The organism is Roseibium sp. SCP15, from assembly GCF_040329435.1.
In the GTDB taxonomy this organism is placed as follows: domain Bacteria; phylum Pseudomonadota; class Alphaproteobacteria; order Rhizobiales; family Stappiaceae; genus Roseibium.
On record NZ_JBDZYI010000003.1, the window covers coordinates 543,026 to 564,242 of the forward strand.

The following is a 21,217-nucleotide window of genomic DNA, read 5'->3' on the forward strand; positions in this document are numbered from 1 at the left end:
GGGAGGGGTAACGGAAATGGCATCCGTTGATATCAACAATATCAGAAAATCTTACGGACCGGTCCTGGCTCTGTCAGACATCGATATTCAGATTGAATCGGGAGCGTTTTTTACGTTGCTCGGCCCAAGTGGCTGCGGAAAGACCACGCTGTTGCGGACAATTGCGGGATTTCACTTTCAGGACTCCGGCACAATCCTGATCAACGGCCGTGAAATTCAAAACATGCCCGCTCACAAGCGTGGCGTGGGAATGGTGTTTCAGGACTATGCGGTCTTCCCGCATCTGAGCGTCAGCGACAACGTCGCGTTCGGCCTAAAGCGGAAGAAATTTCCGTCTTCGCAAATCAAGCCGAAAGTGTCCGAGGCCCTCAGGATCGTGCAACTGGAGGAGTTCGCGCACCGCATGCCGCACGAGTTGAGCGGCGGGCAGCAGCAACGTGTCGGCCTGGCCAGAGCCATCGCGGTGGACCCTACCGTTCTCCTGATGGATGAGCCCCTTTCAAACCTTGATGCCAAACTTCGCGTGGATCTCAGGGGAGAATTGCGCCGCATTCAAAAAGACATGGGCATGACGACGATCTATGTGACCCATGATCAGGAAGAGGCCCTCGCCATGTCTGACGTTGTCTGCGTCATGTATGGCGGCATCATTCAACAAGCAGCCTCGCCTTTTGAGATCTATCGCAATCCGGCAAACCGTTTCGTCGCCAACTTTGTCGGTGCAAACAATTTTCTCGCCGGAAGCATCGACCCTGCAGGCGATGCGATCCTGACCACGTCCGGTCTCAAGGTTCGGTCGATAGCCGACAGCGCGTCCGACACCGATATTGCGGTCTCCGTTCGTCCCGAAGCGGTGAATGTCTCCCTGAATGGCGATGCTGGCGGCGAAGACATGCTCACCTTTGACGGAAACATTCGCCAAATCAGCTTCATAGGGCGTGAACTTGAAGTGCACGGCAAGACTGAACTTGGTGACGATGTTCGCGCCATCTTGCGTCCGACCTCCGATCTCCTTGGCCTGTCCGAAGGCGATCCGGTCACCTTCGCCTTCAGCCGCGATCAGGCGATCCTGTTTGAAAACGGAGAAACCGGTCGGAGGTTGTCATGACGATCACCTCCTCAAACCCGCCCCTGAAACCTGTTTCCGTATTCAGTCCGATACGTTTCGATTTCTGGACCGTAATGACGCTGCTCGTCGTTACTGTGCTGGTGGTTCTTCTGATATTGCCGATTGCCAGCGTGTTTCTCGTCAGTTTCATCGATGAGGACACGGGCGCCTTTACGCTTGCCAACTACGCAGAGGTTTTCACCCGGAACTACTACGTGAAGGGTTTGCGGAACACACTTACCGTGGGCCTTTTGGGTACCCTCGGCGCCTGCCTGATCGGCGTTCCCCTCGCCTTCTTCACCGCCAGGTTCCGGATCCGCGGCAAGGCTCTGATATCGACGCTCGCAATTCTCGTGCTGGTCGCGCCTCCGTTTATCGGGGCGTATGCCTGGATCATGATGCTCGGCGCCAACGGCTTCGTGACAAATTTCTTCAAGGGCCTTGGCATCAATCTGCCCACCATCTATGGCGCACACGGGATCATCCTGGTCTTTACGCTCAAGTTCTTCCCCTTTGTGTTCCTGATGACGAAAACCGCGCTCGGGTCGGTCAACAAGTCATTTGAGGATGCCGCCGAGAACCTTGGCTGCAACGCCCTGCAACGGTTCTTTTACGTGACGCTCCCACTGGTTTTCCCCGCTGTCAGCACCGGTGCAATCATCTGCTTCGTCCTGTCGATTGCCGACTTTGGCACCCCCGCAATCCTTGGCCGGGGTTTCCGCACCCTGTCGACGATTGCGTATTCCGCCTACACGTCCGAGCTTGGTGGCAAGCCCACGATGGCCGTCACGGTTTCGCTGGTCATGATGGCAATCTCCATTCTGGCTCTCTTCGTTCAGCGCCGTTTCCTCGCAAAACGGCGCTATGCTTCCGCACTGACGAACCGCCCCGTCATTCATCAGCTGACCGGTTTGCGCAATCTGGGTGCCCACACCTTCTGTTATGCCGTTGTAATCATCGCGATGCTGCCGACATTCGTGGTCATCTACACGTCGTTCCTTGAGACCAATGGACCGGTCTTTACAGGCGAATACGGCCTTTCCAGCTACAAGAGAGTTTTGCTGGATGCGCCTGAAGCGATCTATAACAGCTTCAGGTTCTCCCTGACTGCGGTTGCCGTGATCGCCATTTTCTCAGGTTTGATCTCTTACCTGATTGTCCGGCGGGAAAACGCTGTATCCGGCGCAATCGATGTTCTCATGATGGTGCCGTATCTTGTGCCGGGTGTCGTCATGGCAATCGGCTTCGTCACGACATTCCGTTCCGGCTGGTACGACCTGACCGGCACCGGATTGATCATCGTCATGATCCTGTTCATCCGGCGGCTGCCCTATGGCGTGCGTTCAACGACGACAAACCTTCGGCAAATCAAACCGTCTCTGGAGGAAGCGGCCATCAACCTTGGAGCCTCCCCTTTGCGGGCGTTCCTGTCGGTAACTGTGCCGCTCATCCTGCCAGGACTGATCGTCGGCTCCCTGATGAGTTTTATCACCGCGATCAACGAACTTTCGTCCACCCTGATCCTCTACAACTCCAAGACAGTGACAATGCCGGTGAAGATCTACATCTCCGTGCTGGACGGCGAATTCGGGTTGGCCGCAGCCTTGTCCACGATCCTGCTCGTTTGCTCCGGGTTGTGTGTCTACGCGGTCTTCCTGCTCGCGGACGACCGGGAATCGTCATTTGTCTAACCAACATCAGCTTAGTACCGGCGCACCAATGCAAATATCATCGCTCACATTCCCCAAAGACCGCACCAGCCGTCAGGCCGGAGACGACAGTCTGTTGATCTTGCCAGGTATCTGCGGCGTGTTTGACGGGGCGTCGAGCGGCGCAACCGGGTCCGGCATCTCCCCGGGGCAGGCTGCCTCCCGTTCAGCCGCGTCCGTCCTGGGGGAATTTGCCGCGACAAGATCAATGACGGACATTCCTGCGACGGAAATTTTTTCGGCAATCAGAGAAAAGATCAGCCAAACGGAAAAGCTGCTCGGCAATACCTTCCGGGCCTCGACCACCATGGCAGTGGCATTTTTCGATGCTGATACGATCCGGCTTCTTGTTGTTGGAGACAGCGGAATACGCATAAATGGCAACCAGGTCTACCGGACACTGAAACCTGTCGATGATCTTTCAACGACGGCGCGGATCGAGGTGTTCAACCTGCTGAAAGAAGGCGACCGGTCTGCAGACGAAGTCGAGGCTCAAACGCGTAGAATATCGTTTCAGGGTTTGGACTGTGGTGTCAGCGAGGGGATCTTGGGCGAAACCGACGCAACCCGGATCTGTTCCCTCGTTTCAGAGAGATATGCCGACATCGTTGCGCCTCAGCAGACCGAAGCCTTTCTGCGCACGGGCATAAGATGCCAATACATGTACGCCAATCGGCCGGACCATCCTTTGGGATACTCGTCCATCAACTGTGATCCGATCCTGATGGACGACGTCATCGATGTCATCAGACCAACGGTAGAGGTCGAAACGCTGGAGTTTTTTACCGACGGCTACTTTGACATTCCGAACGAGGTGTCTGTTTCCGCCTGGGAAAAAGCATTCGACGCCTCCGAGTCAATCGACTTTCACAAGACCAAGAGCTTTCCAAGCGTCAAAGGGTCGACCTCGAAGGAATTTGCGGACGACCGTTCCGTGATCGTTGTCCGAAATTCCTGACCGAGCATGAAGCTGCCACAGACACAAAAAAGCCAGCGCCCGGTGGCTGGCTTTGATGCTTAAGGCGGTCTCACCTCATCACTCAACACAGAAATACGTAGAAAACTTCTAAACGGACCCACTGGGACCCAAGTCTAAGACCTGTAAAAAATTCTCAAAAGTTGCTAAAGCCCCTTTCAACCACTGATGGCAAACATATCTCGGGGGCGGACGATAAATGATCACAAAAAAACTCATTCTCGCGTTGGGCTTGGCCGCGTTTGTCAGCTCCTGCCAGACAGCGAGTGAGATTCCGACAGATCTCAGCGGAAGCACAATCCTTTTTTACAACCAGGCGCACGGCGTCCAGGTCGAATACTTCTCCCAAAATGGCCGTACTCATTTGTGGTATCCGGGAAATTCGAGAAGTTTGCCTGGCAAGTGGAAAACAGAATTGGATGGCAAACTGATTTGCTTCGGCTATCCGTCAAATTCCTACAACCCGGTAACAAAGGAACGCGGCGGTGGCTGGAAATGTCGGCCAATGCGCGATTTCCAGCGCAATGTAAGACAAACATGCAAGGGCGATGTTTTCAAACTGGCGTCCGGCAAGATTCCATATGTTCTGAACAAGAATCGCTCTCAACTGAACGACCTCAAAAAGACTTGTTCCTGAATCAAAAAAAGCCGGTCCCATGGACCGGCTTTCTCATTTGAAGCGAGACCTTATCAGGCTGCCTGGCTGGCGTCTGCCTGTTCCAGAGCAGTCGCCGGATCGACATAGTCGTAGCCAAGTGCTTCGGCAACAGCTTCACAGGTCACCTGCCCGCTGATCACGTTCAGGCCCGGCAGGAAGTTTGCGTCATCCAGAAGGGCTTTCTTGGCACCCTTGTTGGCAAGAGCCAGCGCGAACGGCAAGGTAGCGTTGTTCAGCGCATAGGTGGATGTCTTCGGCACGGCGCCCGGCATGTTGGCAACGCAGTAGTGTACGACATCATCGATAATGTAAGTCGGGTCGGAGTGCGTTGTGGCCTTGGAAGTCTCAAAGCAGCCACCCTGGTCGATTGCAACATCCACCAGTACGGAACCCGGCTTCATCCGGCTCACGAGCTCAGCGGAAACGAGCTTCGGTGCTGCTGCGCCGGCAACAAGGACCGCACCCACGACCATGTCTGCTTCAAGGACATGCTTTTCCAGAGCAGACTTTGTCGAATAAACGGTCTTCAGCGCCGGGCCGAAGGCCTGGGAGAGTTGGCCGAGAACCGCCGTGTTGCGGTCCAGAACGGTGACGTCGGCACCAAGGCCGATTGCCATGGTGATGGCGTGAGAGCCGACAACACCGCCGCCGATGACGACAACCTTTGCAGGCTCAACACCCGGGACGCCACCAACCAGGGTACCGGAACCGCCATGTGCTTTTTCCAGAGCTTTAGCACCGGCAATAACGGACAAACGGCCCGCAACCTGGGACATCGGCACCAGAAGCGGAAGACCACCCTTGTCATCAACAACGGTTTCGTAGGCAATGCAGGTCGCGCCGGACTTCACCAGGTCGGCAGTCTGTTCTGCATCCGGAGCCAGGTGGAGATACGTGAACAGAATGTGATCCGGACGCAGCATTGCGCGTTCGACAGCCTGCGGCTCTTTCACTTTCACGATCATCTGAGCTGCATCGAACACGTCTTTTGCAGTCGGCAGGATTTTTGCTCCGGCTGCTTCATAGTCTGCATCGCTGGCACCAATGCCAACGCCTGCATTTGTCTCGACAACCACTTCATGTCCGTGGGCGATCATCTCGTGAACACTGTCCGGTGTCAGTCCGACCCGGTACTCATGGTTCTTGATTTCCTTCGGCACACCAATGCGCATAACGACTACTCCTCCAGAAGCGATTAGATTGACCTGATTGTACGCCTCATTTTGTCGAATGTGCTTGCGTTCCGTCGTTGCAAACCCACTCCCAAAACAATACTATTGCGTGAAATCTGGAATTTTTCGAATATACTGCGAACACAACATTACAAACCTGCAATATATGCGGTGCAGCAAAAATGAAACTGGATCGACTGGATCGTAAAATTCTAGACGTCCTGCAAAAGGACGGTCGAATTGCCAACGCGGATCTGGCCGAAGTGGTCGGGCTATCGGCCTCCGCGTGCCTGCGCCGTGTGCGCTCTCTGGAAGAGGCAGGCATCATCGAAAACTATGTGGCCCTGCTGGATCAGCGCAAGCTCGGCAGACGCATGGATGTCTTTGTCGAAATCTCTCTCACAGGCCAGTCCAAGGAAACACTGGAGAACTTTGAGCGGGCCGTCGCTCGCTCCGAGGAAATCATGGAGTGCTTTCTCATGGCCGGGGATGCCGACTATATCCTGCGGTTGACGGCGGAAGATCCTGTCGACTTCGAACGCATCCACCGGGATCACCTTGCACAACTACCGGGTGTCCTGCGCATGAAGTCGTCTTTTGCGATCCGGCCGATCGTGAAAAGAACGGCCATTCCACTGGACGGAGATCATTGAATCCCGGCAAAATTCGCGGTCGATCGTGTGGTTTCCCTTCGTCAGGAGCGATTGAAAGCCAAAGTTTTATTGTCGGCAATGTGCACTCTCGACGGCGAATGCCGCGACCGCTATAGTCCGCTTCCATTCGCTTAATTGGCCTTTCAAGGAACCCGCCACGGTGTCCCACACGATAACCCGTTTTCTCGACACAACTTACCAACTCGCGGAATGCCCGACCTGGGATGACAGACACAACCGCCTGCTTTGGACGGATATCCAGGGCCGCTCCATCCAGTCAATGGATTGGGAAAGCCGGGACATCAAGACTTTTCACTTCGACAATGAAGTCGGCTCATTCGGCCTGACCGACGACGACCGGTTGATCGTCGGCGTCTGGGACAAAATCCTGTTGTTCGATCCCAAGAGCGAAACCAGCGAAGTTCTGGCGGAAGTTCAAACCGACGTTTCAAGCACACGTCTGAATGACGGCAAGGTCGGACCGGACGGCGCTTTCTGGGTCGGCACCATGGATACCAATTCTCCCCGTGAACCGATTGCAGGTCTCTACCGGGTGGATGCAAAGGGGCGTGTTGAGGAGATCCGGGACGAACTGCAATGTTCCAACGGTCTTGCCTGGTCTGCGGACGGTACCTTCATGTATCACTCCGACTCCTCCCCGGGCTGGATCGAAGGCTACGCCTTTGATCCCTCCACAGGTGCCCTTGGTTCAAAAATGTTGTTTGCCCAGCAAACCAATGAGAAAGGCCGTCCCGACGGCGCCACTGTGGACGCCAACGGGAATTACTGGAGCGCCGGTGTTTCCGCAGGTTTGCTGAACTGCTTCGCTCCGGACGGCAACTTGCTGCATGCCATCAAGATGCCGGTCGACAAACCCACCATGCCGTGCTTCTGCGGCCCGGATCTCGACCACCTGATCGTCACCAGCATCAAGCAGCCGACCGACCCGACAGCCATTGAACCGGACACTTTGTCGGGTGGCCTGTTCCTAGTGGAAGGTCATGGCCAGACAGGTTTGAAGAGCAACCGGTTCAGGATTTCAGACCGCTAGAACTTCAAGCGGTCTGAAGCTCTAATCACGAGCTTGAAGGTAAGACAGGTCGGGTCCGGCAGGCACGATCCCCGAAGGGTTGAGGGCCTTCACCGAATAGTACCCGGCCTTGATGTGATCGATCCGGGTCACATCCGAGAACGCGGGCATCTGGAACAAGCGTTTCAGATACGAGCTCAGCATCGGGTATTCACGGATCGTTTTCAGATTGCATTTGAAGAGGCCCTCGTAGGCCGGATCGAAACGCACAAGCGTGACAAACAGGCGAATGTCGCTTTCAACGACGCTGTCGCCAGTCAAAAAAGATCTGCCATCAGAAAGCCTGTCTTCCAATTCGTCGAGCATGGCGAACACATCTGCAACGGCTTCCTCATACGCTTTCTGGCTCTGGGCAAAACCAGCCCGGTAGACACCGTTGTTGAGCCGATCATAGAGCGATTGGTTCAGGGCCTGGATATCCGCATCCTTTGAACTTGGCCTGAGGCTTGGGGCTTCTCCGGTTATCGCTTCAAAGGCCGTGTCGAAGATCCGAAGAATATCGGCTGACTCGTTGTTGACGATGGTTCGCTGGTGCCGGTCCCAAAGAACCGGAACAGATGCCCTGCCCGTGAAGACAGGATCGGCTGCCGTATAGATCTGATGCATGTAGGATGCACCGATTTCCGGATCCGCGCCTGAGCAGCCGGGAAAATTTCCAAATCGCCAGCCCTCCCCACTCATGACCGGCTCCAGGATGGATACCGAGACAATGTCGTCGAGCTTCTTGAGTTTGCGTGCAATCAGCGTTCGCCCGGCCCAAGGGCAAATATAGTTGACATAAAGATGGAAACGCCCCGCCTCCGCCTGAAGCGCATCCTGTCCCTCCGGCCCTGCGCTGCCATCGGGAGTGATCCACTTTCGGAAACTGGAGACCTGCCTCACAAATCGACCGGATTTGTCGCTTTTCTGATAGGGGTGCCATTCGCCACTCCACTTGCCGTTCTGCAGCATCTTATCGCCCTCGCAATCTGAAAAAATGTCTCGAAATCAATTGCACCGGCGTACTAGCGCCCCAGACCATGCTCACTGACCTTCGGGAAAAGCGCAGCTGTCCCGCTTCCAAGCAAGGCCTGCACCAGAAGTGCCATTGCCCAGAATGCAGGGAATTCCCAACCGCCATTCTCGTTGGAAAACAGCCAGCCATTTGGTCCGTGAACGAAGACGATGGCTCCCAGAAGTATGGGAATGAGAGCAAGGCTGACAATGCGGACATACAGTCCCGAGATCAGCAACAATGCCCCGATGACTTCCAGAGCGATTGTGACATAGGCAAGCGCCCCGGGCAGCCCGAGCGACTGGAAGAACCCTGCAGTGCCCGTTGGTGTGAAGACGAACAGCTTCAGGCCCGCATGCGCCAGGAAAAGCACTCCAAGAGACACACGCAGAAGAAGGGCTGCGTAAGGGGCAGTCTTTGAATCGATCATGTCATTCTCCCTGGATCAAATTCGAGTTGCCCAGCAGAGTTAATTGACGACAATAGCTATATAAATTAGCCAGAATTATACAGTTTGTATCCAATTTGGGGACAATATGAATCTTGTTGAGTGCATGAAAGCCTTCACTGCCGTTGTCGAAACCGGATCCTTTACGAAGGCCGGAGAAAGGCTGGACACGTCCAAGACCCTTGCGAGCAAGAAAGTCCAGGCTTTGGAGAACCACCTGGGAACCCGGTTGCTTCATCGCACGACACGAAGCGTGAGCCTGACCGAGCCCGGCCGGATCTATCATGACAGGTGCGTGCAGCTTCTTGATGATCTGGAAGAGTTGGAAGGCCTTATGCAAAACCAGGTGGCAACGCCACGCGGCCGGCTTTCCGTCACCGCCCCGACGACTTTCGGCGAAATGTACCTGGCGCCATGCATGCCTGAATTCAGACGACGATATCCGGAGGTTTCCGTCGACCTGAGCCTGACCGACCGTCACGTCGACCTTGTTGAAGAGGGATTTGACGTTGCCGTTCGCATTGCGGACCTGCCGAACTCTTCCCTGATCGCGCGAAAACTGGCTCCGACTTCAGTTCATATCTGTGCAACACCGGACTACCTTGCGCTGAGCGGTGTCCCGGAGCATCCCAGAGATCTGACAAGTCACCAGTGCATTGTCGACACCAATTTCAAGAGCGGCACATCCTGGCCGTTTCGTGAGAACGGGGAGAAGTTCTCAGTGCCCATAATCGGTGCGCTTTCGGTCAACAGCGCAAGAGCCGTCAAGGAATTCGTTATGGCGAACGCAGGTCTCGCTCTTTGTCCGGGCTACACGGTTCATGAGGAAATCCGGTCAGGTGCGCTGGTGCCTGTGCTGACCGAGTTCAACGCCTTCGAGATTGGTGTCCATGCCGTATTCAACTCAAAACGCAATCTGGCACCGAAAGTCAGAGCATTTGTCGACTTCCTGGCAGTTGAGATGGCGAGCGTAAGCGATGGATGGTGACACGAAGGCATATCCCACACCGACTTCAGCTGGCAAATCCTCGCGGAGGAAGTTCTGAAGCCCCACGAACGAAGCTCCGCCTACCTGGCCGAAGGCAACGTATCGCATCGTTGAATTTTCGGCTCTTCAATCGAGATGCGCGTAGCAGACCACCTGCAGCTTTCGACCACCAAAGCGCCTTCCGACCCCGGCAGACTGTCGCTGATGAATACGGTACTGGCGGAAAAGCCGAATTTCTCTGTCTGCGTACCGGCAGGGAAAATGCGGATCAGTTCCTTGTAGGGAAAGCGTGATTTGCAGGATTCGATGAAGCCGCTCGTGAAGTCACCAGCCGGACTGGACATGACCAACCCGTGATAGAGCGATGTGCCCGTGCCGATGGTCGGGTCATCAATACCCGTCGCAATGTGAAGGACATCTCCTTCCTGCACGAAGTGAAGTTCCAATGCGCGGCCGAAGGTTGAAGGCACACCATCCTTCACATGGTCACAAACAACGAAACCATCATAACTGCCTGTCCAGGAAAATGGGTCTTGTGCGAAGGCGGTTGCGGTTGACAACGCAGCGACGACGCCGGCAGCAAGAATTCTGTTCATGTCCGCCCTCTCCCATTGGTCGGCCCAACCTCAATTGACACCCGCCTCCCGGCGTTTGTGCGTGGCGTCAGGCTGCACTGTCAGGCGCTTAGTACTTACAGCCGCGTATCTTTACGGGTTGCCAGATTGTGCGTGCCGGCTGAACAAGAACCTTGCGGCTGACCGTCTTGTAGACGGCCGGATTTTTCACCACGTAGCTGCTTGCAGGCTGCACGACCACCTTTTCCTTCACGGTGCTATATACAGCCGGTTGCCGCACGGCGACCCTTGAAGCCGGTTGGATCATAACTTGCCGGCTGACTGACTTGTAAACCGCAGGATGCTTGACCTTGCAGAGGGTCTTCACCCCTTTGATCATCCGGTATTCCCAGCCGATGCTGGCGGGCTGCACCTGAACCCGGCTTTGTCTTGTCTGGAAAACCGCAGGCGTTGTCCGATACGACACGCTCTCTGGCTGGACCAGAACCTTTCGCTTCTGATAGCCGTAGACCGCCGGTTTCTTGACGACGCGGGATGTGGCCGGTTGCACAAGAACCTGTTGTTGCACCGTCTTGTAAACGGCCGGAACAGTCGCCTGCTGATAACATGAAATGGCCTTGCCTCCAGCGAAAGCGGATGTGGCAAGAATTGGGCCTAAAATCAGCGCCAGAGGCGCACTCCAGAAACTGCGACGCATAATACTTCCCCCCAGTCTGGTGTGGAAAAATCACCCACAACCTAACCTTAGGGAAGTTTTTCAATGAGTTAAAGCGAAAAAGTTAACGCCCGTTAAGAAACAGGATCCTGCTTTTCGCCACCTTCAGGCGCCTGCATCGGTCCCTTTTCATAGTCCGTATCGGCGTTGATGATGTGTCTCGCCTCTTCGGGGACCCACTCTCCCCAGCGAGGTTGCAGTTGATGATCAACCGAAACCCGGTCATCGAAAACGAAGCATTCGCCTTTCCAGAGACTGTCTTTTTCCGGAACCTTCTCCAGATAGTTCAAAATACCGCCTTCAAGGTGATAAACTTCTTCAAAACCGTTCTTGAGCATCCACGCGGTTGCCTTCTCACAGCGAATTCCGCCGGTGCAGAACATGGCCACCTTCGGCTTTTTCTGAAGATCTTCGCGCCCTTCAACCCAATCGGGAAACTCACGGAAGGACTGAGTTTCGGGATTGAGAGCATGCTCGAAGGTACCAAAGGCAAATTCGTAATCGTTGCGCGTGTCGATCACGACCACATCGGGATCAGAAATGAGCGCATTCCAGTCTTCCGGCCTGACATATTCGCCAACGACTTCGTTCGGATCGATATTGTCGACCGCCAGGCGCACGATTTCCTGTTTCAGACGCACTTTCATCCGCTTGAAGATATGACGATGTGTCCACGCTTCCTTGTGGGTCAGATCTTTCATTCGCTGGTCTGAGCGCAAATGAGCAAGGACTTCTCTAACACCGGCTTCAGGGCCACAAATCGTGCCGTTGATGCCCTCTGATGCCAGAAGAATGCTTCCCCGCACATCCCGTTCCTTGCAATAGGATTTCAGCGGATCGCGCATCGCTTCAAAGTCGTTCAGCGGCGTGAACATATAAAGGGCGGCAACAAGAAAATCATTCATCGGATTTGTTCTGCTTCTTCAGGAAACGCCGATCTCGAAAGCGGGCGTTCAGGGTCGGTCTTCGACCTTTTGCGCCCTCTATACAGTTACTGTCTCATTTCCGAAAGGCTGACAGTTCCCTCAATTACCTCTGCCTTGTGCTCTCAACCGGCGTTTCCGAGATGCATGGATATGATTTTGACGCAATTCAACAGCGGCTTCGAATAGCTGTTGCGGTCATCGCGCAGCCGAAAGAGAGGAACCGAAACGCTGACTGCGGCCGCCGGCCCGTTGTTCTCGTCCAGGATTGCAGCTCCAAAGCAAACAATGCCGGCCTCGTTTTCCTGATCATCGAAAATGAAACCCTGGACCCGACAGTCCGCGATCTGACTGGCCAGGACTTTCGGGTCCGTTGTGGTGAAAGATGTGATTGCTTCCAACTTCAAGGACTTGAGCAGACTTGCACACTCAGCTCCCGGCAATGCCGCCAGATACGCCTTGCCCACGCCGCTGGAATGAAACGGGACGGGCGTTCCGATCGTCGAACTCATTCGCACGGTTTCATGGCTTTCTATCTTGTCGATGTACACCAGTCCCGCACCGCTGGGGATCGCCAGATGAACCGTTTCACCCGTCTGGTCACGCAGGTTCTCCAATGGCGTGTGTGCCAGATCACGGATGTCATTTCGGGCCAGTGCCCTTCGGGCAAGGGAAACCAATCTCAAGCCGGGGAGATAACGGCGGTCTGGCGTCTGAACAATCAGCCCTTCTGCCTCCAGACCGGCAAGCAGTCGATAGAGTGTCGGACGAGTAAATTCGCACTCGGCAAGAAGATCCTGAAGACGCGGTGGTTCGGAACGCGCCCCGATATGCTCCAAGAGTCCTATGCTTCGCGAGAGACTTTGAGTTCCTTGCACGTGTTTCGTCATGTCAATTCCGTCAGCCGCCCTTTCCGTTGATTGACAACCACAGCAGTCGCCGCGATACTGTCCACATATAGAACGAATGTCCACTATATGGACAATTCACAAGAGACGCAATGACCAAATCGAAGCAAGACGTTCTGGTGACCGGAGGCACGAGCGGGCTGGGCCAATCCATTGCCCAGGGCTTTTCAAGCGCGGGCTACAACGTGATAGCCGCAGGACTCGGGCCTCTGCCCGAGAGCCAACCTGGTCTGACATACCGGCATCTCGACGTGACGGTGCCACAATCCATCGAAGGCGTCCTGTCGGAATGCCCATCACTCCAGGTGGTTGTGAATGCCGCCGGTGTCATCCGGCGCGGTGAGGAACTCAATCCGGATGTCTTTGCCCAGGTCATCGACATCAATCTCACGGGAACCATGCGGGTCTGTTCCGCTGCGCGCCCTTCTCTGACGGCAACCAACGGCTCGATCATTAACATAGCGTCGATGCTCAGTTACTTTGGCGGCGGTCTTGTTCCCGGATACGCCTCCTCCAAGGGCGGCATTGCGCAACTGACGAAGTCACTGGCGATTGCCTACGCACCGGACGGCATCCGGGTCAATGCACTTGCTCCCGGCTGGATCGCGACCCCTTTGACCCGCAATCTTCAGGAAGATCCGGAACGCAGCGAGGCAATCCTGTCGCGCACCCCTATGGCCCGTTGGGGCAAGCCTGAAGATCTTGTCGGCCCGGCGCTGTTTCTGGCCTCTGACGCCGCCGGTTTCGTGACGGGCACCATTCTCAACGTTGACGGCGGCTATGCCGCAGTCTGAAAATTTCAAGCAATCAACCAAGCAGGAAGCCGATGCCTCTTGTCAGTGAAGATGAAAATCCGCGTGTTCCGTACAAACATCCGATGCCGCCTGACGCTCTGCCGGAGATCGTGATCCCGAATGCGCTGTCCGAAGACGATCCGCGCATGTGGGTGCAACAGGCTGAGCATGTGTTCTTCCGTCCCCTGTGCCTCAATGTCAGCCAGGGCTATTGGATGAACCTTCTGAAGGTTACCAAATCGGGCGTTCTGTCACGCCACCGGCATCCGAACGCCGTGCACGGGTTCGTGCTGAAGGGTCGCTGGCACTACCTGGAGCATGAGTGGGAAGCGCGCGAAGGCGGTTATGTCTTCGAACCTCCGGGGGAAACCCACACCCTTGTCGTGCCGGACGATGTCGAAGAGATGATCACCTATTTCCAGGTATACGGCGTCATGTATTACGTCGACCCTGACGGAAATCACCTGGGCTACGAGGATGTTTTTACAAAGATCGAGATGTGCCGGGCACATTTTGAGAAGGTCGGCCTAGGTGCGGACTATGTGAAGACCTTCATCCGGTAAGCATCATGACCAATGTTAGCTACGATTTCTCCGGCAAAACCGCCATTGTCACAGGTGGCGCGGCCGGGATCGGTGCGGAGATTGCGCGCCACTATGCGGCTGCCGGCGCCGGGGTAATGATCTGGGACATGAACGTGCCGGCCTCCCCGCCGGGAGGGGCTGAATACTGCAAGGTGGATATCAGTCAGCCGGACCAGATCCAGCAGGGGCTGGCAACAACGCTCGATATGTTCGGCGATGTGGATTTCCTGTCGCACAACGCCGGCTTTGCCGGTCCCACCCTGCCCGTAATCGATTTCGACCCGCCCACCTGGACACGTGTCATCGAGGTGAACCTGACAGGCACCTTTCATCTGGCCCATGCAATCGTACCGGTGATGTTGAAAAGAGGTAGCGGCAGGATCATCAACATGGCTTCACTGGCAGGCAAGGAAGGCACGCCCAATGCGTCGGCCTATTCCGCTGCCAAGGCAGGCGTCATCGGTTTCACCAAGTCACTGGCAAAGGAACTGGCACAGACCGACATTCGGGTAAACTGCGTTGCTCCTGCCGCGATCCAGACCGCCATCCTGGATCAGATGACCCCTGAATTCGTGCAGGTCATGATCGACAAGTCTCCCATGAAACGCCTTGGGTCAATCGAAGAAGCAGCTCGCATGGTGATGTGGCTGTCCTCCGAGGACTGCTCTTTCAACTCCGGAGCCGTTTTCGACCTTTCCGGCGGACGTGCCACCTATTGAGAACGGTAAATGACACAAGCTATTGACGGACTGACAAGCCGCGCGATGGACGCCGCTCCTTCGATCACGCGCGAACTGGCCAATGCAGCGATGGGAACCGAAGGACTGATCCCCCTCTGGTTTGGCGAACCCAACGAACCGACACCGAAATTCATTTGCGACGCCGCCACACAGGCGCTTGCGGCTGGCGAAACATTCTATGCCGAAGGATTGGGCCGCCCCTTCCTGAGGCACGCTCTGTCCGACTACATGACCAACCTCTACGGCCGGCAAATCGGGCCGGATCGGATCGCCGTCACGGTGTCCGGCGGCAATGCTCTCAACCTGGCTTTCCAATCGGTGCTGGAAGAAGGGGATGCAGTCGCCACACTCACACCTGCCTTTCCAAATCTTCTGGCCATTCCCCGCCTGCAGGGCGCGCGCCTGATCACCCATCCGATGGAAATCCGTGATGGACGCTGGCACCTTGATGTGGAAGCATTTCTGGAGGCAGCCAAGCCCGCCAAGGCGGTGCTTTTGAACTCACCGTCAAACCCGACGGGCTTCATGCTCGAGCATGACGAAATGCACCATATCATGCAGGTCCTGCGCCAACGGGGCACATGGCTGATTTCTGACGAAGTCTACGCCCGCATCGTGTTCGAGAGAACCGTTGCCCCTTCTTTCCTTGACGTGTCCGAACCGGAAGACCGCCTGATCGTAGTCAACTCTTTTTCAAAGTCCTGGGCGATGACCGGCTGGCGCCTCGGTTGGCTGACGCTTCCCCCTTCCTTGACACCGGTCGTCGAGAAAATCGCCGAGTTTTCAGTCGCCTGCGCCCCTCCTTTCGCGCAACGAGCTGCGGTAACAGCTCTGGCTGACGGAGAACCCTTTATCGCCGAGACTATTGCCAAGTATCGGCTGGCGCTCGACATGATCGAGGAAAATTTTGCGTGCCACACTCAAGTGACCTTTCCCGTTCCCAACAGCGCATTTTATGCCTTTTTCAGACTGACTGGCGTTGAGGATTCCGTGTCTCTTGCACGCGATCTGATCGCAAACGCCAAAGTCGGATTGGCCCCGGGTGAAGCGTTTCTGATGAAAGAACCCGGCTGGTTCCGGCTCTGCTTCGCCCAAACTCCAGCGCAGCTTGGCGAGGCGCTGGAACGGCTTCAACCATGGCTGAAACAAACACACGACTAGGTAGATATCAGAAAGCGAAGCAGCCGCATTCGCTTTCCGACTGATCTGAGGGTCCTTAGAGGGTGACCACTGCCTTGATCAGGGTTTCCCGATCATTCGCCAATTCACCGAATGTGTCCTGAAAATTTGCAAAAGGAATTTTTCTTGAGCAAAGCGCGTCCGTGTCGACCGATCCATCCTTGATCGCCTTCATCACGGTCTCGAAGTCCTGCCGCGTTGCGTTGCGACTGCCGATGATCTGGGTCTCCCGCTTATGGAATTCGGGATCTTCAAAGCTGATCTGCTCCTTGACCACGCTTACCAGCACATATCGACTGCCATGAGCAAGCAACGGGAATCCTGCTTCGATTGCGCGAACATTTCCCGTCGCGTCAAAAACCACATCGAATCCGTCGGATAGCGGACCGGAAAGCAGGTCGGACCCAGCGAGATGGACATCCTCAAAACCGAACTTCTCTTTTGCCTGGGCAAGTCTGGCTTCGCTCAGGTCGAGAAGATGCACTTCCGCACCTTCAAGCCTTGCGAAGAGGGCAACGCCCAGGCCGATTGGGCCAGCGCCGGTCACAAGAACACGTTCGCCCCTGACGGAACCGGCTCTGCGCACCGCATGAGCCCCAATCGCCAAAAACTCGACCATTGCAGCCTGAATTTCGCTCAAACCCGTTGCCCGGTAGAGGTTTTGAGCCGGAACCGCGATCCTTGAACACAATCCGCCGTCGCGATGCACACCCAGAACTTCGATATTGCTGCAGCAGTTCGGTTTGCCTTTTCTGCACGCCCGGCATTCACCACAGGAAAAATACGGATTGATGACCACAAGCTCTCCAGCTGACCAGTCCTGCGAGCTCAACGCAATCCGTCCACTGAGCTCGTGCCCGATAACTCTCGGATATTCGAGAAACGGGTGCTTGCCTTCAAATATGTGATAGTCGGTTCCGCAAATGCCGACGGCCTCGATATCGACCAGGACCCAACCGTCCGGTGCCCCGACCGGCAACTCACGCGTCTCCAGTCTGAAGACACCCGGCTCGACCACGACACCGCATGGCATGACCGCAGTGGATGAAGTGCGCTTCGACTGTTCAATGTTCATTGGAGTTTTCCTGACTGCGCGGCACCCAGTCGTGCGGCAACTCACCCTTGATGATCAGACTGAGAACGTCGTCCTTGGTCACATCCTCGATCTTGTGCGATCCCACGTTCTTTCCCTTGTTCATCACCACGACCCGGTCGCAGAGTTCAAAAACATCATGCATGTCATGACTTACCAGAAAAATGCCAATACCTTCAGACCGCAGTCTCTTGATCAGCTCGCCGACCATCGCCGTTTCTGACGGTCCGAGGGCCGCCGTCGGCTCATCCATGATCAGGATCTTCACATCGAAATAGATTGCCCTGGCGATCGCGATAACCTGCCGCTGGCCACCGGAAAGGCTTGCAACCGGATCGTTCAGGTTCTTGAAATTCGGATTGAGTTTTTTCAAAACACGGACGGTTTCGGCCATCATCCTGGTGTCGTCCAGGTTGCCGAAACGGGTTTTCAGTTCCCGGCCGAGAAACAGATTGGACGGCGCATTGAGGTGATCGGCAAGCGCCAGTGTCTGATAGATGGTCTCGATTCCGAGGTCACGTGCATCATGCGGATTATGAATGGTTGCGGCTTTGCCATTGACCTTGATCGTGCCTTCGTTGGGAATCATCGCTCCTGACAGAATGCGCATCAGGCAGGACTTGCCGGCACCATTATGTCCCAGAACGCCAACCACTTCGCCTGGATGAAGGTCCAGTGAGACGCCGTTGACGGCACGAATTCCGCCGAAGTGCTTTTCTATGTCTGTCATCTGCACAAGTGGAGGAGCAGACTGGGTTTGCGGGGTCATGTTCGGGCCCTATGAAGGATCAAAAAGGACCGGAAGCCCGAGGTGGAGAGGCTTCCGGTCAAGTTGCAACGGGTTAGTAAAGGACGTTCTGAACAGCCGGATGGTCAATGTTGTCCTTGGTTGCCAGAACCACGCCTGTGTCGATGAAGTTCGGAACTTCCTCACCGCTCAAAAGCTTCATGATTGCCTTCACGCCGAGCTCGCCCATCTGGAAAGACCCCTGAACGGCAGTTCCTGCAAGCGTTCCATCACGCACGAAATCCTGAAGGTCGGTGTTGCCGTCGAAGCCGAGAGCCGTAAGACTGCCTGCCTTGCCGGCCTGAACGATGGCACGGCCCATGCCGATCGCGGTCGGCTCGTTCGCGCCAAAGATGCCTACAAGGTCGTCATTTGCAGCCAGAATATCCGTGGTCTGGTTCAGCGCAGTCGCCATCTGCGACTGTGAGTAGAACGGTCCAACGATCTCGATGTCGGATTTTGCATTGATGCGCTCAACAAAGCAGCCAACCCGGCCTACTTCGGATCCGACACCGGCCACATAGGACATGACCGCCACTTTACCCTTGGTTCCGACTTCGGACATCATCTTGTCCGCAACGAGCTGACCGGCCGCGCAGTTATCGGTTGAAAGGAAGGATTGGTAATATTGCTTGCCGTTGTCGGCCAATCCGGAGTCGATGATCACAACCGGGATCTGCGCTTCGAAGGCTTTCTTGACCGCAGGTACAAGAGCTTCGGGATCGGAAGGTGCGAGCACAATTCCGGAGACACCACGGTTCACCGCATTCTCAACCAGGCTGACCTGATCCGCGATTGCGGATTCAGATGCCGGGCCGTTAAAGGTCATCGTATGCCCTTCCTGGCCTTCGATTGCGGCACTCGCCCCCTTGTTGACGTTCTGCCAGAAATTCGAGTTCGTCGTCTTGACGATGACCGCGATTTCCCCTGCCTGCGAGGCCGTTGCCGAAATCGCAAGCGCACTCACCATTACTGCGGTCGTAATCAGCTTCTTCATTGTGTTCTCCTCCGATTGAAGATGCGTAGTCGATTGATCCGGCTTGTCAGCGCCGGTTTCGGATCTGATCGACATAGACCGCCAGGATGACGATGATGCCGATCACGATTTGCTGGATGAAAGCCGAAACGCCTGCCATGTTGAGGCCGTTCCGAAGCACGCCGATGATGAACGCGCCGATCATTGTTCCGGAGATGTTGCCCACACCGCCCATCAGGGAAGCACCTCCAATGACGGCTGCCGCAATGGCGTCAAGCTCGTACATGACGCCTTCATTCGGCTGTACGGTCACAAGGCGGGACATCAGGACATTGCCGGCAAGTCCCGCCAGAGCACCGGACAGCGTGTAGGCGAAGATCTTGGTCCGGTCCACGAGAACTCCCGAAAGCCGAGCAGCCTCTTCATTGGAGCCGGTCGCATAGATGTGACGCCCCGCCTGACGACGGTTCAGCAGATAAGCCGCCAGCAACGCAATGATCGCCAGCAGGATCACCGGATAAGGAATTCCTGGAAAAACGACTTTCGGAAAGATGCCGCCCGTCTGTTCGACAATCCGGAACAAGGAGCCGTTGCCGAGCCACCCAAAGGCTTCTCCGAGACGCGAAATAGGCGCTGCACCGGTCAACTGAAGCGCCAGGCCACGCGCGATCAGCATCATGCCCAAAGTGGCGACAAACGGAGTGATGCGCATCTTGGTGATGACAAACCCGTTGACCAGGCCACAGGCAGCCCCAGCAAGAATTCCGGTTGCCATCGCCGGGGCGATGGGCAGTCCTGCCTTGACGCTCAGTCCTGTCACGACGCCCGACAGGGCAAGAACGGAGCCGACACTCAGATCAATACCACCGGTGATGATGACAAGCGTCATGCCGATGCCGAGCAGCCCGATAACGGAAGTCTGCAACAGAACGGTCAGACCGTTGTTGACCGTGAAGAACGCATCGTTGCCGAAGGAAAAGGCGAATACGAGGACAGCAAGCGTCAGCAGCGCGGAAAGTTTGTGAAACGAACCGGCTGAAAGTCTGAACGTCCAGGATGCCGGAGCCACTGCCCTGTCAAAATCAGCCATATCACCTCCCAGGCTGGATTTTTGAATTTAATTATTAAATACAATATGACTCTCTCGCAGGATTTCCGTCAATTGTTTTTTATTTAAAAATACAAAAACAATTAGAATTGTCCTGCCAAACGGATGTGTTAGGATTCTTGCATGGCACGAACTGATGATCGATTCCGAAGCGCTTACAACACCTTGCTCGATATCTGCGGCAACATGGAAGTTGGAGAGCAATTGCCCGCTGAAACAGTTCTGGCGAACCGGATGGAGGTAAGCAGAACCATTGTTCGCGGTGCCTTGCAGAAACTTGATTCAGAGAACCTCGTTGAATGGGAAGGCCGGCGGAAGACCCTCATCCGCAAACCCGAGCCGAGCCATCGCCTGACACTTGCCGACAATCCACCTTCCACGGAAGAACTGGAGCAACAGTTCCTGGATTGGATCCTGCGGTTCGACATTCCTGCAGGAACTTCACTCAACGTTGCACAGCTTTCGCGCCAGTTCGGAGTTCCTGCACATAGCTTGCAGGAGTTTCTCTCTGGGCTCAGCCGTTTCGGCCTTGTCGAGCGCCGCCCCAAAGGCGGTTGGATCCTGTCCGGTTTTACCGCGGGTTTTGCAATCGAGTTGTCCGAATTCCGGCTTGTGCTGGAAATGAACGCTGTCAGGCACCTCCTCGCCTTGCCGGACGACCATGAGATCTGGAGCAAGTTGCGGGATCTGAAGCAAGAACACGAGGAACTCAAAACTGACCTCGCAAGCCGGTATCACGATTTTTCCATGCTGGACGGCAAGTTCCACGCCACGGTCAATGGCATCGTCAAAAACCGGTTCGTTGTTGAAGCCCAGAAGCTCATCTCGCTGATATTTCACTATCACTACATGTGGGACAAGCGGGACGAGCTGGAGCGCAACGCCGCGGCAATCGAGGAACATCTCGACTGGATCAACGCCATGTTGGACAGGGACGTCGAAAGATCCGAGGCCGCTGCCCTCAAACACTTGCGCCGGTCGAAGGAGACGTTGCTGAACTCCCTCAAGGGACATCAATTGGTCTAGCGATGTCCGCGAG

23 protein-coding genes are annotated in these 21,217 nt (G+C 55.5%); 12 read left to right on the top strand and 11 right to left on the bottom strand.

The features are described 5' to 3' along the window. The first annotated feature begins 16 nt into the window (after positions 1-16). From ABLO27_RS16365 to ABLO27_RS16380, 4 genes are all read left to right on the top strand, one after another. Positions 17-1,108, top strand: a complete 1,092-nt coding sequence (locus tag ABLO27_RS16365; RefSeq protein ID WP_353034002.1) for an ABC transporter ATP-binding protein — start codon at positions 17-19, stop codon at positions 1,106-1,108. Continuing rightward, the gene (locus tag ABLO27_RS16370) at positions 1,105-2,799 is read left to right on the top strand and encodes an ABC transporter permease (protein ID WP_353034003.1); all 1,695 of its coding nucleotides are present in this window, start codon (positions 1,105-1,107) and stop codon (positions 2,797-2,799) included. The genes ABLO27_RS16365 and ABLO27_RS16370 overlap by 4 nt, the downstream gene beginning before the upstream one ends. Positions 2,800-2,827: 28 nt before the next feature. Then, positions 2,828-3,775, top strand: coding sequence for a hypothetical protein (locus ABLO27_RS16375; protein WP_353034004.1), 948 nt, complete (start codon positions 2,828-2,830; stop codon positions 3,773-3,775). 217 nt (positions 3,776-3,992) lie between these two features. Further along, entirely contained in the window at positions 3,993-4,430 is a 438-nt protein-coding gene (locus ABLO27_RS16380; RefSeq protein ID WP_353034005.1) for a hypothetical protein, read from the top strand. Between the two features lie 53 nt (positions 4,431-4,483). Here the strand turns inward: ABLO27_RS16380 and ald are convergent, their stop codons facing one another. Further along, complete coding sequence (ald, locus tag ABLO27_RS16385; protein ID WP_353034006.1) at positions 4,484-5,623, bottom strand: alanine dehydrogenase; 1,140 nt, start codon at positions 5,621-5,623, stop codon at positions 4,484-4,486. A gap of 182 nt (positions 5,624-5,805) precedes the next feature. On the opposite strand from ald, the gene ABLO27_RS16390 reads away from it, so the two are divergent. Together ABLO27_RS16390 and ABLO27_RS16395 are read left to right on the top strand one after the other, a co-directional pair. Beyond that, positions 5,806-6,276: an Lrp/AsnC family transcriptional regulator gene (locus ABLO27_RS16390; RefSeq protein ID WP_353034007.1), complete on the top strand. Its 471-nt coding sequence runs from the start codon at positions 5,806-5,808 to the stop codon at positions 6,274-6,276. A 160-nt stretch (positions 6,277-6,436) separates the two neighbouring features. Beyond that, positions 6,437-7,327: an SMP-30/gluconolactonase/LRE family protein gene (locus tag ABLO27_RS16395; RefSeq protein ID WP_353034008.1), complete on the top strand. Its 891-nt coding sequence runs from the start codon at positions 6,437-6,439 to the stop codon at positions 7,325-7,327. Between the two features lie 21 nt (positions 7,328-7,348). On the opposite strand, the gene ABLO27_RS16400 is transcribed toward ABLO27_RS16395, so the two are convergent. Then, positions 7,349-8,317: a glutathione S-transferase family protein gene (locus ABLO27_RS16400; protein WP_353034009.1), complete on the bottom strand. Its 969-nt coding sequence runs from the start codon at positions 8,315-8,317 to the stop codon at positions 7,349-7,351. A 53-nt stretch (positions 8,318-8,370) separates the two neighbouring features. Next, complete coding sequence (locus ABLO27_RS16405) at positions 8,371-8,790, bottom strand: DoxX family protein (protein WP_353034010.1); 420 nt, start codon at positions 8,788-8,790, stop codon at positions 8,371-8,373. A gap of 106 nt (positions 8,791-8,896) precedes the next feature. Here ABLO27_RS16405 and ABLO27_RS16410 point away from each other — a divergent pair, with 106 nt between their 5' ends. Further along, positions 8,897-9,796, top strand: a complete 900-nt coding sequence (locus ABLO27_RS16410) for a LysR family transcriptional regulator (protein WP_353034011.1) — start codon at positions 8,897-8,899, stop codon at positions 9,794-9,796. An 80-nt stretch (positions 9,797-9,876) separates the two neighbouring features. Here ABLO27_RS16410 and ABLO27_RS16415 read toward each other — a convergent pair whose 3' ends face one another. The 4 genes from ABLO27_RS16415 to ABLO27_RS16430 form a co-directional block, all read right to left on the bottom strand. Continuing rightward, positions 9,877-10,392: a hypothetical protein gene (locus ABLO27_RS16415; RefSeq protein WP_353034012.1), complete on the bottom strand. Its 516-nt coding sequence runs from the start codon at positions 10,390-10,392 to the stop codon at positions 9,877-9,879. Between the two features lie 88 nt (positions 10,393-10,480). Next, entirely contained in the window at positions 10,481-11,068 is a 588-nt protein-coding gene (locus tag ABLO27_RS16420; protein WP_353034013.1) for a hypothetical protein, read from the bottom strand. A 92-nt stretch (positions 11,069-11,160) separates the two neighbouring features. Beyond that, positions 11,161-11,991, bottom strand: coding sequence for a rhodanese-related sulfurtransferase (locus ABLO27_RS16425; RefSeq protein ID WP_353034014.1), 831 nt, complete (start codon positions 11,989-11,991; stop codon positions 11,161-11,163). 143 nt (positions 11,992-12,134) lie between these two features. Next, the gene (locus ABLO27_RS16430) at positions 12,135-12,899 is read right to left on the bottom strand and encodes an IclR family transcriptional regulator (RefSeq protein ID WP_353034015.1); all 765 of its coding nucleotides are present in this window, start codon (positions 12,897-12,899) and stop codon (positions 12,135-12,137) included. 110 nt (positions 12,900-13,009) lie between these two features. Between ABLO27_RS16430 and ABLO27_RS16435 the strand changes: the two genes are divergently transcribed. From ABLO27_RS16435 to ABLO27_RS16450, 4 genes are read left to right on the top strand one after another with little or no spacing between them, the layout of a single operon-like run. Continuing rightward, entirely contained in the window at positions 13,010-13,711 is a 702-nt protein-coding gene (locus ABLO27_RS16435) for an SDR family NAD(P)-dependent oxidoreductase (protein ID WP_353034016.1), read from the top strand. A 32-nt stretch (positions 13,712-13,743) separates the two neighbouring features. Continuing rightward, positions 13,744-14,274, top strand: a complete 531-nt coding sequence (locus tag ABLO27_RS16440; protein ID WP_353034017.1) for a 2,4'-dihydroxyacetophenone dioxygenase family protein — start codon at positions 13,744-13,746, stop codon at positions 14,272-14,274. A gap of 5 nt (positions 14,275-14,279) precedes the next feature. Next, positions 14,280-15,014: an SDR family NAD(P)-dependent oxidoreductase gene (locus tag ABLO27_RS16445; protein WP_353034018.1), complete on the top strand. Its 735-nt coding sequence runs from the start codon at positions 14,280-14,282 to the stop codon at positions 15,012-15,014. Positions 15,015-15,023: 9 nt separating this feature from the next. Continuing rightward, positions 15,024-16,196, top strand: coding sequence for a pyridoxal phosphate-dependent aminotransferase (locus tag ABLO27_RS16450; protein WP_353034019.1), 1,173 nt, complete (start codon positions 15,024-15,026; stop codon positions 16,194-16,196). 55 nt (positions 16,197-16,251) lie between these two features. Here ABLO27_RS16450 and ABLO27_RS16455 read toward each other — a convergent pair whose 3' ends face one another. From ABLO27_RS16455 to ABLO27_RS16470, 4 genes are all read right to left on the bottom strand, one after another. Further along, positions 16,252-17,247 (bottom strand): zinc-binding alcohol dehydrogenase family protein, encoded by a 996-nt coding sequence (locus tag ABLO27_RS16455; RefSeq protein ID WP_417714809.1) that lies wholly within the window; start codon positions 17,245-17,247, stop codon positions 16,252-16,254. A gap of 31 nt (positions 17,248-17,278) precedes the next feature. Then, entirely contained in the window at positions 17,279-18,076 is a 798-nt protein-coding gene (locus ABLO27_RS16460) for an ATP-binding cassette domain-containing protein (protein ID WP_353034021.1), read from the bottom strand. A gap of 73 nt (positions 18,077-18,149) precedes the next feature. Further along, positions 18,150-19,091, bottom strand: coding sequence for an ABC transporter substrate-binding protein (locus ABLO27_RS16465; protein ID WP_353034022.1), 942 nt, complete (start codon positions 19,089-19,091; stop codon positions 18,150-18,152). Between the two features lie 46 nt (positions 19,092-19,137). Next, the gene (locus ABLO27_RS16470) at positions 19,138-20,160 is read right to left on the bottom strand and encodes an ABC transporter permease (RefSeq protein ID WP_353034023.1); all 1,023 of its coding nucleotides are present in this window, start codon (positions 20,158-20,160) and stop codon (positions 19,138-19,140) included. Between the two features lie 141 nt (positions 20,161-20,301). Here ABLO27_RS16470 and ABLO27_RS16475 point away from each other — a divergent pair, with 141 nt between their 5' ends. After that, positions 20,302-21,204: a GntR family transcriptional regulator gene (locus tag ABLO27_RS16475; protein WP_353034024.1), complete on the top strand. Its 903-nt coding sequence runs from the start codon at positions 20,302-20,304 to the stop codon at positions 21,202-21,204. Positions 21,205-21,217 lie beyond the last annotated feature (13 nt).